Origin of the sequence: Mitsuaria sp. BK041 (genome assembly GCF_014193085.1) — a bacterium.
Taxonomy (GTDB): domain Bacteria; phylum Pseudomonadota; class Gammaproteobacteria; order Burkholderiales; family Burkholderiaceae_C; genus Roseateles.
Map to the genome: position 1 here is coordinate 2,830,456 of NZ_JACHYT010000001.1, position 15,454 is coordinate 2,845,909.

The following is a 15,454-nucleotide window of genomic DNA, read 5'->3' on the forward strand; positions in this document are numbered from 1 at the left end:
CCCCAGAACGATAGCCATGACTATAAGATCGCCAGCCATCATCCACCGCTCCGCTTGCGCCGAAATGACACACACGCTGCCTCCCGGCCCGACGTCTCCCAGCGCCCGCGGCGCGCAGGTGCTGGCGATCCTCGTCGGCTCCGTCGCCCTGCTGATGCTGGGCCTGCAACCGCTGCTGCTGGGCGCGCTGCTGGAGGGCGGCCAAGTGACGCTGGAGGGCGTGGGCCTCGTCGCCATGGGCGAGATCGTGGCCCTGGGCCTGGGCGTGCTGATCGGCGACCTCTGGTTGTCGGTGCGCTCGCTGCGCGCCGACACCGCCCTGGCCGCGCTGGCGGCCGCGGCGCTGGACCTGGCCACCACGCGGGTCGGCGGCGACCTGGCGCTGGGCCTGGTCCGCGCGGCGGCCGGCATCGCCGAGGGCCTGATGGTCTGGAGCACCACCGCCGTGATCGTGCGCGCCGCCGTGCCGGAGCGGCTGGCGGGCCTCTTCTTCGTCGTGCAGACCCTCGCGCAGGCGACGACCGGCCTGGTGCTGGCGCACCTCGTGCTTCCCGTCGCCGGCTGGCCCGGCGGCTTCGCGCTGCTGGCCGGCCTGTGCGCGCTGGCGGCCCTGCTCGCGGCCCGCTTCGCGCGCCCGCTCGGTCCGCTCACGCCCACGGTGAGCCAGGCCGGCGTGGGCATGCGCTGGACGCGGCCCCGCATCGGCACGCTGCTGCTCGTCTTCCTCCAGCTCGCGACGCTGGGCGCGCTGTGGGCCTATGCCGAGCCGCTCGGCACCCGCGCCGGCTTCTCGCCGACGGCGGTGCAGACGCTCATCGCGGCCGGGCTGGGCATGCAGGTGCTCGGCGGCAGCGTCGGCACCTGGCTGGTCCGGCGCGCGCCGATCCGGCCGGTCCTGCTCGGCTGCTGCCTGGTGCTGGGGCTGAGCGCGCTGGGCATCGCGCGCACCGCCCAGGGCGGGCCCCTGGCCTTCGCCGCGCTGTGCGGCCTGTTCACCTTCACCTGGCTGTTCATGCTGCCCTTCCAGATGGCATTGGCCTTCCGCGTCGACGGCAGCGGCCAGGTCGCCTCGCTGGTGCCGGCGGCGCAGCTCTTCGGCAGTGCCTTCGGGCCGCTGATGGCCTCGCTGGTCGTCACCGGCGAGGCGGTCGCGCCGGTGCCCTTCGTGGCCGCCGGCTTCGCGCTGCTGGCCATGCTCGCGCTGCCGCTGACCCGCGGCGCGCCGCGCCAGGGTTTCTCCGAGCGTCAATTTCGGTAGTCATCGCTATACCATAGCCATCACTATCAACTTGACGCGAGGGCACGCGCCCCTCCGGAAAGCAGGCGATGGCTTCACGACTGGTCCCTCCGCGACGCCGCTGGCCGATGGCCAGGGCCATGGTCGCCCTTCTGTGCGTGGCGGCGCTGTCCGCGCCGGTGCTGGCCGCCGGCCCTGACGACGCCAAGGGCCTGTGGCTGAGCGCCGACGGCGGCGCGGTGATCGAGTTCAAGCCCTGCGGCGACAAGCCGTCCGCGCTGTGCGGTCGCATCGTCTGGGACAAGGACGCCGGCCAGGCCAATGACACCTGCGGCATCCAGGTCGCGCAACTGGAGCGCTATGACAACGAGGCCTGGCGCGACGGCTGGGTCTACGACCCGCGCGACCGGAAGAAATACAAGGGCGCGCTGCGCGTGAAGGGCGGCGACCTGTACCTGCGCGCCTTCATCGGGACCGAGATCCTCGGTCAGACCGAGCAGATGAAGCGCGTGGCCGCCCTGCCGGCGACGCCGGTCTGCAAGTCCTGAACAGCCCTGACGAGGAGACCCGAGATGACCCGCACGACCTCCGCCCCCGCGACCCGACCGGTCCTCGCCGCCTACGCGGTGTACGCCGCATTGGCCGCCCTGGCCGCGCTCGGCCCCTCCGGCGCCCGCGCCGACGACGCCGGCGTGGCCACGATGGCGATCGACACCGAAGTGAAGCTGCTCTCGGACCTGCGCAACCGCGGTGTCTCCGACTCCGGCCGCAAGCCCTCGCTGCAACTGGGCGTGCAGCTCGCCCACGAGTCCGGCGTCATCGGCCTGGCGCAGCTCTCCACCGTCAGCAAGAAGGCCTTCACCGACGGCGACGGCGTCAACCTGCTGCTGGGCACCGGCTACCGCTTCGGCGATCCGGACGCCTGGCACTTCGGCGTCGGACTGGCCAAGGAATTCTTCCCCGGCGCCAAGTTCGACGCGCCGCACGGCATCGACCTGGAAGCCGGCGTGCCGGTGGACTTCCGCCGCACCCGCTACGACACCGCCTACGCGGTGCTGGAGATCGGCTGGGGCCGGCTCGAGGGCCGGGTGCTGCACGTGCTCTCGCGCACCTACCGCGGCGCGGACACCGGCGGCGTCTGCGGCCAGATCCTCGCGGCCGCCGTCGACCCGACGCCGGCGCTCGAGTGCTACGCGCGCGGCGACCAGAACTCGCGCGGCAGCATGCTCTACGACCTGAGCTATCGCCACCCGCTCACGCCGACGACCACGCTGAACCTGCATGCCGGCACCCAGAAGATCCGCCATTTCAAGGAGGCGGACTTCAGCGACTACTCGATCGGCGTCACCCATCAGCGCTGGGGCTTGAACTGGACCGCCGAATGGGTGGCCACCCGCACCCATCGGCCCGAGCTCTTCATGATCCCCGACGGCGACGGCTGGAAGCGGCAGGACAACAACACGCTGGTGGTCTCCGTGTCGCGCAAGTTCTGATGACCACGCCGGGCACTGCGCCGCTGGTACTGGCGGTGGACCTGGGCACCAGCGGCTGCAAGTGCGCGCTGGTGGCGCAGGACGGCACCGTGGTCGCCTGGGCCTTCCGGCCGGTGGCGCTTCATGTCGAGGGCGTGCGGGCCGAGCAGGATCCCGAGGCCTGGTGGCAGGCGCTGCTCGAGGCCGCCGGCGAGGTGCTCGCGGCCGACGCCGGCCATCGAGGCCGCGTGTCGGCGGTGTGCTGCTCCACGCAGACCGAGGTGACCGTCTGCCTGGGCCGCGACGGCCGCGCGATCGGCCGGGCCTTCAGCTGGCTGGATGCGCGCGGCGCCGCCGCCGTGGCCCGGCGCGTGCGCGGCCGCTGGCTCAACATCGAGGGCTATGCGCCGCTCAAGCTGTGGCGCTGGCTGCGCCTGACCGGCGGCGCGCCGTCGCTGACCGGGCGCGACGCGGCCGGCCACATGGCCTTCATCCGCGACGAGCAACCCGCCGTCTACGAGGCCACGCGCTGCTTCCTCAACGCGCTGGACTACCTCAACTTCCGCCTCTGCGGCCGGCTCTGCGCGACGCAGGATTCCATCCTCACCAGCTGGGTGACGGACAACCGCGATCCCTCGCGCATCCGCTACGACGACCGCCTGATCCGCGCGCTCGGGCTGGACGCCGGCAAGCTGCCCGCGATCGTGCATTCCACCGACGTGCTGGGGCCGCTGCTGCCGGCGGTCGCCCATCAGCTGGGCCTGCCGGCCACGACGCCGGTGGTGGCCGGCGCGGTGGACACCTCGGCTGTCGCGGTCGGCGCCGCGGTGCCGGACTACGAGACCCACCTGTACCTGGGCACCTCGTCCTGGCTGGGGGCGCATGTGCCGGGCATGCGGACCGACGTGCGCCACAAGATCGCGGCGGTGCCCTCGGCGGTCGATGGCCGCTACCTCGCGCTGGCGCTGCAGTCGACGGCGGGCGCCAACCTGTCCTTCCTGCGCGACCGCATCCTCTATCACCCCGACGAACTGGCCGCCGACGAGGAGCATCCCGCCGTCTACGAGGCGCTCAACCGCATCGCCGCGCGCGTGCCGCCGGGCTCGCGCGGGCTGATCTACACGCCCTGGCTCTTCGGCGAGCGCACGCCGGTGGACGATCCGCTGCTGCGCGCGGGGCTGATCAACCTGTCGCTGGAGCATTCGCGCGAGGATATCTTCCGGGCCTTCCTCGAGGGCGTCGCGCTGAACACGCGCTGGATGATGGAGCCCTTCGGGCGGCTGCTGGGCCGGTCGCCCGGCACGATCGCGGCGGTCGGCGGCGGCGCGCAGAGCGACGTCTGGTGCCAGATCCTCGCCGACGTCACCGGCCAACCGATCCGGCAGCTGGCGCATCCGATCCAGGCCAACGCGATCGGCGCGGCCTACCTCGCCGGCGTGGGCACCGGCGCGCTTCGTTTCAGCGACCTGCCGGCGCTGCGCCGCACGCGCCGCCTCTACGAACCCGCCGCCGCGCTGCGTCGGCTCTATGGCGACAAGTTCGAAGCCTTCAAGGAAGTCCGCGCGCGCCTGGCGCCGCTGTACCACCGCCTCAACCGCGTGCCCGCGACGGGAGCTGCCGCATGAAGCACGCAGCCGAACGGCGGCAGGTGGTGGCGCTGTGCCTGCGTTTGTCCGAGCGCGGGTACTTCGCCGGCACCGGCGGCAACCTGATGCTGCGCATCGACGACGAGCGGGTCGCGGTGACGCCGTCGGCGACGGACTACCTCGTCATGCGGCCGGAGGACGTCTGCGTGCTGCGCCTGGCCGACCTGGCCGTCGTCGACGACGCCAGCGACGGCGCCCGCCGGCCTTCGGTCGAGACCGGGCTGCATGCGCGGGTGCTGCGGGCGCGGCCGGACGTCGGCTGCAGCATCCACACCCACCAGCCGCTGGCCAGCGCCTGCGCGCTGATCGGCGAGCCGCTGGCGGTGCCGCCGGCGCTGCGCGGCTGGCTCGGCGACGAGGTGCCGGTGATCGGGTATGCGCCGTCGGGCACCGCCTGGCTGGCGGGCAAGCTCGGCAAGGCGGTGCGCCCCGGACGCCAGGCTTACCTGCTGCGCAACCACGGCATCCTGTGCTGCGCCGCGGACAGCGACACGGCGATGGCGGCCGTCGAGCGCCTGGAGGACCTCGCCCGTGACCGCCTCGCCGCGCGCATCGACGAGCGCGTCCGCCGCGCGCCCGATCTCCGGGATCGCCTCGCCCCGGTGCGCGACCTGCTGCTTCATCTCAAGGGACCGTGATGTCTTCGCTCGCCTCTTCCTCGTCTTCCCCGCCTTCTCCGTCTCCCTCGGCGGCGTCGTCGTCCGCGTCGTCCGCGTCGTCGTCAGCCACGCCGTCGCTCGCGACGGACGGTCCCGCGCGAGAGACCGCCGACGCGGACCTGCCCGCCGTGCCCACCTGGCCCGACACGCACGCGCTCTACGAGCGCTTCGCCGCGCTGGTCAACCAGCCGATGCGCCCGATCCGTCCGGACGCGATGCCCAAGGTGCTGCGCTGGTTCGACGAGCACTGCGCCGGCTCCAAGCGCCTGGCCGAGCGCGCCGCCACCGTCATCCCGGGCGGCGTCCAGCACAACCTTGCCTTCAACCATCCCTTCCCGCTGGCGATCGCGCAGGCCCGCGGCGCCCACCTCACCGACGTCGACGGCAACCGCTATATCGACTTCCTGCAGGCCGGCGGTCCGACGCTGCTGGGCAGCAATCCGCCGGCGGTGCGCGAGGCGGTGCAGGCGCTGCTCGACGACTGCGGCCCGGTCACCGGCCTGCTGCATGCCTACGAGGTCGAACTGGCCGAGCGCGTCTGCCGCCACATGCCGGGCGTGGAGATGCTGCGCATGCTGGGCTCGGGCACCGAGGCGGTGATGGGCGCGGTGCGGCTGGCCCGCACCTTCACCCGGCGCCAGCGGGTCATCAAGATCGGCGGCGCGTACCACGGCTGGAGCGACCAGCTGGTCTACGGCATGCGCCTGCCCAAGACCGGCCGCATGGAGGCCACCGGCATTCCCCGCGGCGCGACGGCGCACACGCAGGAATGCCTGCCCAACGATCCGGAGGCGCTGCGCCGGCTGCTGCGCTGGAACCGCCTGCGCGGCGGCACGGCGGCGGTGCTGCTGGAGCCCTTCGGGCCGGAGAGCGGCACGCGGCCGGTGCATCGCGAGTTCAACGCCCAGGTGCGCGCGCTCTGCGACGAGTTCGGCGCGCTGCTGATCTTCGACGAGGTGGTGACCGGCTTCCGCGCCGGCCTCGGCGGCGCGCAGGCCTACTTCGGCGTGACACCCGACCTGACGGTGCTGGGCAAGTGCCTGGCCGGCGGCTACCCGATGGCGGGGGCGATCGGGGGGAAGCGGGAGATCATGATGTCGCTCGTCGGCGGGATCGGCACCACCTCGCGGCGGGCCTTCGTCGGGGGGACGCTGTCGGCCAATCCGCTCAGCTGCGTGGCGGGTTACCACGCGCTGCTCGAGGCCGAGCGGACCAACGCCCCCGGCGTGGCGGCCCGTGCCGGCGATCGCCTGCGCCGCGGGCTGGAGGAGATCATCGAGCGCCGCGGCCTGCCCTACGTCGCCTACAACATCGGCTCGATCGTCCACCTGCAGACCTCCGGCGTGCTGCTGCTCGACACCAGCAGCCTGTGGAAGCTGTTCCGCCTGAAGGACGAGGCGCGGCGGCGCAAGCACATGATGGAAGAGATGGGCGCGGCCTTCACCGCGCATGGCCTGATCTCGGTGGCGGGCAGCCGGCTGTACACCAGCCTGGCCGACACCGACGCGGTGATCGACGACGCGCTCAACCGCTTCGACGACGTGATGGCGCTGACATGAGCGAAGAGCACCTGCTGCGCGATACCTGGCTCGGGCTGCGGCGGCGGCTGCTGGCGCGGGGGCTGATGCCGGGCGCCGTGGACAGCCTGTCGCTGCGCGATCCCGCCAGCGGGGCGATGGCGTGGGGGACGGCGGAGGATGCGCTCGCGCTGGTCGAGCCCCTGGCGCCGGCGACCGGCGCCCGCAGGGAGGGCGCGGACGGCCCGGACCGCGTGGACGGCCACCTGCCCGCGATCGCGCTGCACCGCGCCGTCTACGCCGCGCGGCAGGACGTCTGCGCGGTGCTGATCGGCGGCGGCGCCTTCGGTCGCCAGCTGCAGGCCTTCGGCGGCTGGATGCCGGCGGTCTTCGACGAGCAGATCCGCCAGCTCGGCCACATGGGCCGGCCGACCGAGGCGCTGGCGCGATTGCCGCAGGCGCTGTCCAAGGGCGGCAACGTCACCCTGCATGCGGGTCGGCTGATCGTGCTGGGTATGACGCCGTCGCGGCTGGCGCTCAATGCGGAGCTCTTCGAGAAATGTGCGAAGGCCTGGGTGCCGGCCGTGGCCGGCGGCGCGGCGGTGAGCCTCCTGCCCTGGCTGGTGCGCCACATCGCCAACGGCCGATTGAGGAAGGAACAGGCCCAGGCCCGCGAGCAGGTGCGCCAGGGCCGCTGGCCGGCGGAGACGCGGGGGTACTGACGGGGGTGCGGACGAGGCTATGGAATCTCCCCCCTCGGGGTGACCAAGGTCGTCGCCTCGCTGAGGGATACTCGCCCGCGGCGGTCGGTTTGGATCGCATCTTTTTGTGGAGCTGCGCCATGGGCCTGATGGATTTCATCAAGAAACAGTTCATTGACATCATCCAGTGGACCGAGGACGACAACGGCGTCCTGGCCTACCGGTTCCCGATGCAGGACTTCGAGATCCAGTACGGCGCCTCCCTCACCGTGCGTGAATCGCAGATGGCCGTCTTCGTCAACGAAGGCAAGGTGGCCGACGTCTTCGGCCCCGGCATGTACAAGCTGACCACGCAGACGCTGCCGGTCCTCACCTACCTCAAGAACTGGGACAAGCTCTTCGAGTCCCCCTTCAAGAGCGACGTCTACTTCTTCTCCACCCGCCAGCAGGTGGACCAGCGATGGGGCACCACCCAGCCCGTCACCATCCGCGACAAGGACTTCGGCGCGGTGCGCCTGCGCGCCTTCGGCAACTACAGCTACCGCGTCGTCGACCCGAAGAAGTTCCACACCGAGATCTCCGGCACCCGCGAGCGCTACACCGTCACCGAGCTCGACGGCCAGCTCCGCGGCCTGATGCTGCAGCACATCTCCGACGCGGTCGCCCAGTCCGGCATCCCCTTCCTGGACCTGGCGGCCAACCAGGTCGAGTTCGCCAAGGCGCTGCAGGAAGCCACCCAGCCGGCCTTCGACGCGCTGGGCCTCAAGCTCGAGATGGTCACGCTGCAGAACGTCTCGCTGCCCGAGGAACTGCAGAAGATCCTCGACCAGAAGATCGGCATGGGCATGATCGGCCAGAACATGGGCCAGTTCATGCAGTACCAGACCGCGCAGGCCATTCCCAAGCTCGCCGAGGGCGTGGGCTCGGGCGGCGGCGGCGTGGCCGGCGACGCGATGGGCCTGGGCGCCGGCCTGGCGCTGGGCCAGACCATGGCGCAGCAGCTGCAGCAGGGTCTGACCGGTGCCAATCAGGGCGCCCAGCCGGCCGCGCCGGTTCAGCCGCAACCGGTCAGCCAGGGCGCCGACGAGGTTCTGCTGCTGCTCGAGAAGCTCGGCGACCTCAAGGCCAAGGGCATCCTCACCGACGAGGAATTCGCGGCCAAGAAGGCCGAGTTGCTGAAGAAGCTCAGCTGACGCCGCCAGGCGTGCTCCGCCCCGGGTCCTGATTGGCTACCGCTTCCCCCCAGCGCCGCTGGCAGGCGCAGTGCCCCCATTGCGGCGCGCCGGTCGAGTTCGCCTCGGCCGCGTCGGCCAGCGCCGTCTGCAGCTATTGCCGCTCCACGCTGCTGCGTGAGGGCGACGCGCTGCGCCGCATCGGCACCAGCGCCGAGGTCTTCGAGGACTACTCGCCGCTGCAGCTCGGCAGCGCCGGGCGTTATGCCGGCGCGGGGTTCGTGGTCGTCGGCCGGCTGCAGATGTCCTATGCGGACGGCGGCTGGAACGAGTGGCACCTGCTCTTCGACGCCAGCGCCGACCAGCCGCCCCGCAGCGGCTGGCTGGCCGAGGACAACGGCAGCTTCGTCATCAGCTTCGAGGCGCCGCTGGCCGAGCGCGCGCCCGATCCCGCCACGCTGCGCCCGGGCGGACTGCAGATGCTGGCCGGCTCGGCCTGGCAGGTGGCCAGCATCGTCGACGCGACCGTGGCCGCGGCCCAGGGGGAACTGCCCCATCCGCCGCGGCTGGCCAGCAGCTATCCGGTGGTCGACCTGCGCAACACCGCCAACGAGGTCGCCTCGCTCGAGTACAGCGACCCCGCGCAGCCCAGTTGGTCGGTCGGCCGCCCGGTCAAGCTCGCCGACCTGCAGCTGACCGGCCTGCGCGCCGAGAGCGGCGCGACGCTGCAGTCCAAGGCCCTGCCCTGCCCGAACTGCGGCGCCGCGCTCGAACCGCGGCTCGACACGACGCAGTCCATCGTCTGCGGGCAGTGCAAGTCGGTCGTCGACATCTCCAAGGGGGCCGGCGCGGAGCTGGCCGCCTACCGGCAGAACACCGGCGGCGAGCCGCAGATCCCGCTGGGCACGACCGGCCAGCTCGCGATCTCCGGCGGCGCGCCGCAGCCGTGGCAGGTGGTCGGCTACCTGGAGCGCTGCGACCTGCCCGAGTCCGCCGAGGACGAACAGACCTTCTGGCGCGAGTACCTGCTGTTCAACCGCATGGAGGGCTTCGCCTTCCTCGTGGACACCGAGGACGGCTGGAGCCTGGTGCGCCCGATCACCGGCGCGCCGGCCAATGCGGGGGCGAAGTCGGTCAGCCACCAGGGCAAGGACTTCAGGCACAAGTGGACCTACACCGCCAAGGTCACCTACGTGCTGGGCGAGTTCTACTGGCGCGTCAAGCGCGAGGAACGCGCGCTGGTGCGCGACTACGAATGGCGCAACGGCACGCGGCTCGAGCTGCTGAGCAGCGAGCAGACCGGCAACGAGGTCACCTGGAGCCACGGCCGCGCGATCGACGCCGCCGAGGTGCGGCGCTTCTTCTCGCTGCCCGAGGACCGCATGCCCGCGCTGCAGCGCGATGTCTCCTCCGGCCTGGATCAGGGCAAGCTGCTGCGCAACATCATCATCGCGATCTTCGTGATCGCGGTGCTGTTCGCGCTGCTGCGGGCCTGCAGCAGCGACGACTGCGACCGCTACAAGGACAGCTACGGCGAAAGCAGCGCCGAGTACCAGCAGTGCAAGCGCAGCAGCCGCGGCAGCGGCGTGGGCTACGTCGGCTCCAGCGGCGGCTCGTATGGCGGCTACAGCAGCGGCGGCGGCGGTCACAAGTAGTCGCCATCGTCCCGCCGCCCCGTCCGCATCCACGCCGACTTCCCCGCGACAATCGCCGGCCCGCGCCACCCCCAGACCTTCACCCCCACCGAACGACCGACCGACCAGGAGAACGAGATGGAAGGATTCGAATGGCTCAAGCCCGCCATCGTGCTGGGCTCCATCCTGTATGCCGTCATCGGCGTGCTGGTGTTCTGGATCAGCTTCGTCATCATCGACAAGCTCACCCCCTACAAGCTGTGGGAGGAGATCGTCGAGCACAAGAACATGGCGCTCGCGGTCGTGGTCGCGGCGATGTGCATCTCCATCGGCCAGATCGTGGCTGCGGCGATCCACGGCTGAACGGGCCATGCCGATGCGTCGATCCGCGCGACTGTCCGCCCGCCTGCCCGCCCCCCTGCCCGCTCGCCTCTGCGCCCTCGCCACCTTTTCCGTGCTGGCCCTGACGGCCGCCGGCGGCGTCGCACTGGCCCAGACCCAGCCCTACAAGCCGCCGCCGCCCGCGCGGCCCACCGGTATCGCGCCCAAGGGCGACTTCACCAAGGGCCTCGAGGTGGCCCGGCCCGAGCTCGATCCCGGCCAGGCCGCCGGCAGCGAGGGCTCCGACGAGGCCTTCCGCGCCAAGGCCGAGGCCGACGCGATCCGCAAGGCCAACGTCGGCGGCGGCCACGTGCTCATCAAGCGCGCCGGCTCGCGCCTGATGCTGCCGACCGGCTCCGGCCGGCCCGAGGTCTTCGACAGCGTCTGGCCCAATGCCTCGGGCAACAACGAGGGAGCCTACGAGGATTACCGCTTCGACGGCCTGTCCCCCGACCGCGAGTTCTTCGTCGTCCGCGCCACCTTCTACGAAGGCAGCAATGTCTACTGGGTCTCGCGCAAGGACGGCACGCGCTACACGATGCACGGCGAGGTGCGCCCGTCGCCGGACGGCCGCTTCCTGGTGATGGCCAACGCCTCGGTCGCGCACGACTTCAACGGCATCGTGGTCTGGGAGAACCTCGGCGGGCGGCTGGTCGAGCGTTTCCGCTTCTCGCCCCCGCTGAACGGGATCTCGTTCTACCGCTTCATGCGCTGGAAGGACGGGCGCACGGTGGAACTCGAGCACACCGCCCTGGGCGACGAGATCACCTGCCGCGACGGCACGCAGGAAGCGCTGGCCGTGCTGACCCGCGATGGCGAGCAGTGGGCCGTCAAGGACGTGACGGCGTCGCGCTGCAAGCGCTGACCCGGCAGCCGCATCCCGCCCGCCGAGACCGCTCCGACGGTCGACCTCACGCCACTCTTTCGCTCTCCGCCGTTTCGCTCCCGCGCTTCCGCTCTTGCCCTTCCGCCCGATGACCGCCCGCTCCTCCGCGCGTCCCGACGCCCTGCCCCTCTCCGTCGCGCCTGGCATCGCGCGTCCCATCGTTCTTCGCACGGCGTGGCGCACCGCCCTTCGCCTCGGCCTTCGCATCGCCCTTCGCAAAGTGCCGACCGATCGCCTCGGTCGCGTCCTGAGGCTCGGCGTGACCACCCTCACGCTGTGCGCCGTGATGGCGGGCGAAGCGGCCGCAATCGCACCGCCGCCCCCCCCTGGCCCCGCCGTGCCCCAGGGCATCGCGCCGCGCGGTGCGCTCTTCACGGCGGAGACGGCGCCCGAGGCCGCCGCGGGCGCCGATGAGGACTCCGACGAGGCCTTCCGCGCCCGTGCCGAGGCCGAGGTGCTGCGCCGCGTCGGCGCCGGGGTGCGGCGCGAGGACCAGCGCCTGTGGCTGCCCATCGCCAAGGGACGGCCGGTCGTCCTGGACAGCCGGCGTGCCGATCCGTCCGACCCGGCCTCGCCCGAGGTCGACTTCCGCCTGGACGGCCTCTCGCCGGACCGCGAGTTCTATGTCGTGCGCGCAACGCTCGCCGCCGGCAGCGAGCTGCTCTGGATCTCCCGCGCCGACGGCACCCGCTACGCGATGCACGGCAACGTCCATCCGTCGCCGGACGGGCGCCATCTGGTCGTCACCCATGCGTCGCCGGGCACGGAATTCAACGGCGTCGTCATCTGGCGCCGCGAGGAAGGTCGCCTGGTCGAGCGCTACCGCTTCCAGCCCACGCCGGACCAGACGGCCGTCAGCTTCCGCTTCCTGCGCTGGCGAGACGCGGACACCATCGAACTGGCGCAGTTCGCCGAGGTCGATCCAGCCACCTGCGGCCTGGGCACGCTGAGCGCCACCGCCCTGCTGTCGCGCAAGGGCGAGCGCTGGATCCTGCGCAGCGCCAGCGCCCCGCGCTGCGAGCCCTGACCCCGCGAGCGCGGCAGGCTTAACACGTTCTTCAACTCCCGTCGGACAGCCGAATTGCATCCGATGTGACGCTCGGTAATCGAACTTGTAACAGCGCCGAGGGCGGACCTAGGATTTCATCGATCCTTCAATTTCAGGTCCGCTCATGAACCCACAAGCCTCCCGCCAAGACGCCGTCCGCCCCTCGCTGGCCAAGCGCGCGATCGCCTCGACGCTGATCGTCTCCTGCTCCCTGATGGCGCTGCCGATGCACGCCAGCGCCCAGGTCGTGCCCACCGACGCCCTGGCGCAGCAGGACGCGCCCGCCGGCACCGCCGCCGACAGCCGCGTGCGCGTCAACGCCTTCTTCGCCCGTGAGGACGTGCGCCAGGCGATGGTCAAGGAAGGCGTGAACCCGGCCGACGCCCAGTCGCGCGTGGACGCGATGTCCGATGACGAGATCCGCGCGCTCGACGGCCGCATCGCGCAGGCCCCGGCCGGCGGCGACGTGCTGGGCGTGATCTTCGCGGTCTTCGTGATCCTGCTGGTGACCGACATCCTGGGCTTCACCAAGGTCTTCCCGTTCACCCGCTCGATCCGCTGAGGTCCGCATGCGCGTCGTCCGGTCGTCCCGGTCCCTGCTCCCGCTGGCCGCCCCCGCGCTGGCGCTGGCCCTGCTGCTGGGGGGCTGCGCGAGCACGCCGCCGCAGCTGAAGGCGCTGGAAGCGCAGTGGCCCGCGGACCTGCCGGCGCGCGTGGACCTGTCCGCGAAGACGCCCTTCATCGCGCAGGACGACTATGAATGCGGACCGGCCGCGCTCGCGATGCTGCTGCGCACCGCCGGCAAGACCGCGACCGTGGAGCAGCTCAAGCCGCAGGTCTTCCTGCCGGGCCGCAAGGGCTCGCTGCAGACCGAGATGCTGGTGGCCACGCGCCGCCAGGGCCTGCCCGCCTACGTGCTGCCGCCGCGGCTGGACGCGCTGCTGGCCGAGCTCGCGGCCGGCCATCCGGTGATCGTGTTCCAGAACCTGTCGCTGGACCTGGCACCGGTGTGGCATTACGCGGTCGCCGTCGGCTACGACCGCCAGCGCCGCACCGTCCTGCTGCACAGCGGCAAGACCGAGCGGCAGGAGGTCGAACTGCCGGTCTTCGAGCGCACCTGGGCGCGTGGCGACTACTGGGCGATGACGACGCTGCCGCCGGACCTGCTGCCGGCCTCGCTGGACGGCGCGCAGACGGGCGCGGCGCTGGCGGCGCTGGAGCGCCTGAATCCGGCCGCGGCGCGCAAGGGGTACTCGGCCGCGCTCACGCGCTGGCCCGGCGAGCCGGTGCTGCTGCTGGGCGCCGGCAACACGGCCTACGCCGCCAAGGACCGCCGCACCGCGGCCCGCCATTACGCCCGGCTGACCGACGTGCGCCCCGACCTGCCCGAGGGTTGGAACAACCTGGCGCAGGTGCTGATGGAACAGGGGCAGCGCTACAAGGCCTCGCTGGCGATTGAGCGCGCGGTCGCGCTCGGCGGCCCGCGCCTGGACCAGTACAAGGCGCTGCAGAAGAAGATCACCACCGGCATGTGAGCCGGGCCGGCCCCGCTGGGCGCCCGGTGCCTCAGGGCCTCAGGGCCTGACGACGCTGCTTGGGTCCCTGGGACCTCAGGGCCGGAAGTCGATCGTGCGCTGCGCTGCCTCGAGCGCGGCATCGGCCGCATAACTCCAGGTGTCGAAGCTGCGCTCCAGCTCATGCCAGTAGCCGTTGAGTTCCGGCTGCCCACCCGCTGCCGGATGCGCAGCGATCACCAGGTAGCGCGCCCGGAATGGCGGCGCCTCGCCGACGACTTCACGGACGAACCAGCGCCCGTTGTGACTCTCGACGCCGCCGACGGCATCGGTATGGTCTGGCTTGGCTGACATGGACGCTCCTTTTCGCGTTGTGGCCGCAACCGCGGCCAGAGGATCGACGGGCCGCGCGTTCAGCGCCTGGGCAAGTTTCCCTCCAAGCGTCGTCCGGCGCCACGCGCGCCGACGATGTTTTACCCCCGCATTACAAGGTCACCCGCCAGGGCGATGTACGAAGCAACTTCCGCACCGCCGGTGTCGGGATTCATTACACCGCCTGACCCCTTCTCGGGGGACAGGCCTTGCAAGTGCTTGAGCCAGCGGGACATCCTGCCCCGTGGCTTGGATGTTGCTTCCCCGAGCCGCTTCCGGCCGCGCGCCGGATGTCGCCCGGCCTCCCGCCCAGGGCCTCCACAAGAAATACCGCCAGAGAGATCCCGATGAAGCGCTCGCCCCTCGTTCCCCGACTTCTTTCCTGCCTTCCCCGCCTCCGTGCCTCCCTCGCTGCCGCCGCGCTGTGCGCCCTCGGCGGGGCCGCGCAGGCCTCGGTGCTGATCCTGGGCGCGACGGGCCAGCCCGGCGGGCTGACCGACGTGCAGTCCAAGATCGCCGCCACCGGCGTGGTCAGCGGCACGGTGGACGTGTTCAACGCCAACACCGGCACGCCCACGCTCGCGCTGCTCAAGAGCTACGACGCGGTCCTGGTGTTCAACGACACCTTCAACAAGCCCTTCGCCAGCGCCACGCAGCTGGGCAACGTGCTGGCGGACTACGTGGATGCCGGCGGCGGTGTCGTCGAGGCCGGCCTGTCCCACGCGACCATCCCGTTCGGCGGGCTCACCGGCCGCTTCGTGACCGGTGGCTACGACGTCTTCAACGCCAACAACAACCAGAACTCGTGCGGCAGCCTGGGCCGGGTCGCGGATCCGCAGAGCCCGCTGATGCGCGACATCGACAGCTTCAGCGGCGGCCTGTCGGCGCTGTGCTACCGCGTCACGCCCAAGGCCGGCGCGAGCGTCGTCGCCTACTGGACCAACGACAAGCCGCTGCTGGGCTATCGCACCGACCACAAGGGCATCGTCGTCGGGCTGAACATGTTCCCGGTCTCCGGCGACGTGCAGGCAGGCCTGTGGGACAGCAGCACCGACGGCGCGCGGCTGATGGCCAACTCGCTGGCCTTCGCCGCGGGCGAGCTGCCGGAGCCGGGCTCGCTGGCGCTGCTGGGCATCGCCGCGGTGGCGGCGGGCGTGGCGGGCCGTCGCCGCGCGCGCCGCGCCTGAGCACGCATCGCCTCGCGGGCCTGAGGGA

Annotated in this window: 16 protein-coding genes; 15 read left to right on the top strand and 1 reads right to left on the bottom strand. The window is 71.8% G+C overall.

Features of this window, described 5'->3' with window-relative positions; all coding sequences use genetic code 11:
* Positions 1–64: 64 nt before the first annotated feature.
* The 14 genes from FHT38_RS11930 to FHT38_RS11995 all read left to right on the top strand — a co-directional run bounded on the left by FHT38_RS11930 (position 65) and on the right by FHT38_RS11995 (position 13,888).
* A complete protein-coding gene (locus tag FHT38_RS11930; RefSeq protein ID WP_183491894.1) occupies positions 65–1,258 on the top strand; it encodes an MFS transporter in 1,194 nt (397 codons plus the stop codon).
* A gap of 119 nt (positions 1,259–1,377) precedes the next feature.
* Positions 1,378–1,785: a DUF2147 domain-containing protein gene (locus FHT38_RS11935; protein WP_255488669.1), complete on the top strand. Its 408-nt coding sequence runs from the start codon at positions 1,378–1,380 to the stop codon at positions 1,783–1,785.
* Between the two features lie 24 nt (positions 1,786–1,809).
* Positions 1,810–2,730 carry a TorF family putative porin gene (locus tag FHT38_RS11940; protein ID WP_183480082.1) on the top strand — a complete coding sequence of 307 codons (921 nt, stop codon included), beginning with the start codon at positions 1,810–1,812 and terminating at the stop codon, positions 2,728–2,730.
* The gene (locus FHT38_RS11945; RefSeq protein WP_183491895.1) at positions 2,730–4,334 is read left to right on the top strand and encodes an FGGY-family carbohydrate kinase; all 1,605 of its coding nucleotides are present in this window, start codon (positions 2,730–2,732) and stop codon (positions 4,332–4,334) included. Before FHT38_RS11940 ends, FHT38_RS11945 begins: the two co-directional genes overlap by 1 nt.
* Positions 4,331–4,993 carry a class II aldolase/adducin family protein gene (locus tag FHT38_RS11950; protein ID WP_183491896.1) on the top strand — a complete coding sequence of 221 codons (663 nt, stop codon included), beginning with the start codon at positions 4,331–4,333 and terminating at the stop codon, positions 4,991–4,993. The genes FHT38_RS11945 and FHT38_RS11950 overlap by 4 nt, the downstream gene beginning before the upstream one ends.
* Positions 4,994–5,142: 149 nt before the next feature.
* On the top strand, positions 5,143–6,573 hold the full coding sequence (locus FHT38_RS11955; RefSeq protein ID WP_255511997.1) for an aspartate aminotransferase family protein: 1,431 nt from the start codon (positions 5,143–5,145) through the stop codon (positions 6,571–6,573).
* On the top strand, positions 6,570–7,253 hold the full coding sequence (locus FHT38_RS11960; protein WP_183491898.1) for a hypothetical protein: 684 nt from the start codon (positions 6,570–6,572) through the stop codon (positions 7,251–7,253). The genes FHT38_RS11955 and FHT38_RS11960 overlap by 4 nt, the downstream gene beginning before the upstream one ends.
* Before the next feature lie 119 nt (positions 7,254–7,372).
* Complete coding sequence (locus tag FHT38_RS11965) at positions 7,373–8,425, top strand: SPFH domain-containing protein (RefSeq protein ID WP_091733659.1); 1,053 nt, start codon at positions 7,373–7,375, stop codon at positions 8,423–8,425.
* Positions 8,426–8,457: 32 nt separating this feature from the next.
* Complete coding sequence (locus FHT38_RS11970; protein ID WP_183491899.1) at positions 8,458–10,059, top strand: DUF4178 domain-containing protein; 1,602 nt, start codon at positions 8,458–8,460, stop codon at positions 10,057–10,059.
* Positions 10,060–10,176: 117 nt separating this feature from the next.
* Entirely contained in the window at positions 10,177–10,401 is a 225-nt protein-coding gene (locus FHT38_RS11975) for a DUF350 domain-containing protein (protein ID WP_091733655.1), read from the top strand.
* A 91-nt stretch (positions 10,402–10,492) separates the two neighbouring features.
* Complete coding sequence (locus FHT38_RS11980) at positions 10,493–11,284, top strand: hypothetical protein (protein ID WP_183491900.1); 792 nt, start codon at positions 10,493–10,495, stop codon at positions 11,282–11,284.
* 280 nt (positions 11,285–11,564) lie between these two features.
* Positions 11,565–12,332, top strand: a complete 768-nt coding sequence (locus tag FHT38_RS11985; RefSeq protein ID WP_183491901.1) for a hypothetical protein — start codon at positions 11,565–11,567, stop codon at positions 12,330–12,332.
* Positions 12,333–12,477: 145 nt separating this feature from the next.
* The gene (locus tag FHT38_RS11990) at positions 12,478–12,915 is read left to right on the top strand and encodes a PA2779 family protein (protein WP_183491902.1); all 438 of its coding nucleotides are present in this window, start codon (positions 12,478–12,480) and stop codon (positions 12,913–12,915) included.
* Between the two features lie 7 nt (positions 12,916–12,922).
* A complete protein-coding gene (locus tag FHT38_RS11995; RefSeq protein ID WP_183491903.1) occupies positions 12,923–13,888 on the top strand; it encodes a PA2778 family cysteine peptidase in 966 nt (321 codons plus the stop codon).
* 75 nt (positions 13,889–13,963) lie between these two features.
* Here FHT38_RS11995 and FHT38_RS12000 read toward each other — a convergent pair whose 3' ends face one another.
* Positions 13,964–14,221, bottom strand: a complete 258-nt coding sequence (locus FHT38_RS12000) for a hypothetical protein (RefSeq protein ID WP_091733647.1) — start codon at positions 14,219–14,221, stop codon at positions 13,964–13,966.
* Between the two features lie 473 nt (positions 14,222–14,694).
* Here FHT38_RS12000 and FHT38_RS12005 point away from each other — a divergent pair, with 473 nt between their 5' ends.
* Positions 14,695–15,426: a PEP-CTERM sorting domain-containing protein gene (locus FHT38_RS12005; protein WP_091733645.1), complete on the top strand. Its 732-nt coding sequence runs from the start codon at positions 14,695–14,697 to the stop codon at positions 15,424–15,426.
* Positions 15,427–15,454 lie beyond the last annotated feature (28 nt).

Bases quoted from the DNA above. Each gene is read 5' to 3' on its own strand.
- FHT38_RS11930 (WP_183491894.1), top strand. From the start codon at position 65: ATGACACACACGCTGCCTCCCGGCCCGACGTCTCCCAGCGCCCGCGGC.
- FHT38_RS11935 (WP_255488669.1), top strand. From the start codon at position 1,378: ATGGTCGCCCTTCTGTGCGTGGCGGCGCTGTCCGCGCCGGTGCTGGCC.
- FHT38_RS11940 (WP_183480082.1), top strand. From the start codon at position 1,810: ATGACCCGCACGACCTCCGCCCCCGCGACCCGACCGGTCCTCGCCGCC.
- FHT38_RS11945 (WP_183491895.1), top strand. From the start codon at position 2,730: ATGACCACGCCGGGCACTGCGCCGCTGGTACTGGCGGTGGACCTGGGC.
- FHT38_RS11950 (WP_183491896.1), top strand. From the start codon at position 4,331: ATGAAGCACGCAGCCGAACGGCGGCAGGTGGTGGCGCTGTGCCTGCGT.
- FHT38_RS11960 (WP_183491898.1), top strand. From the start codon at position 6,570: ATGAGCGAAGAGCACCTGCTGCGCGATACCTGGCTCGGGCTGCGGCGG.
- FHT38_RS11965 (WP_091733659.1), top strand. From the start codon at position 7,373: ATGGGCCTGATGGATTTCATCAAGAAACAGTTCATTGACATCATCCAG.
- FHT38_RS11975 (WP_091733655.1), top strand. From the start codon at position 10,177: ATGGAAGGATTCGAATGGCTCAAGCCCGCCATCGTGCTGGGCTCCATC.
- FHT38_RS11990 (WP_183491902.1), top strand. From the start codon at position 12,478: ATGAACCCACAAGCCTCCCGCCAAGACGCCGTCCGCCCCTCGCTGGCC.
- FHT38_RS11995 (WP_183491903.1), top strand. From the start codon at position 12,923: ATGCGCGTCGTCCGGTCGTCCCGGTCCCTGCTCCCGCTGGCCGCCCCC.
- FHT38_RS12000 (WP_091733647.1), bottom strand. From the start codon at position 14,221: ATGTCAGCCAAGCCAGACCATACCGATGCCGTCGGCGGCGTCGAGAGT.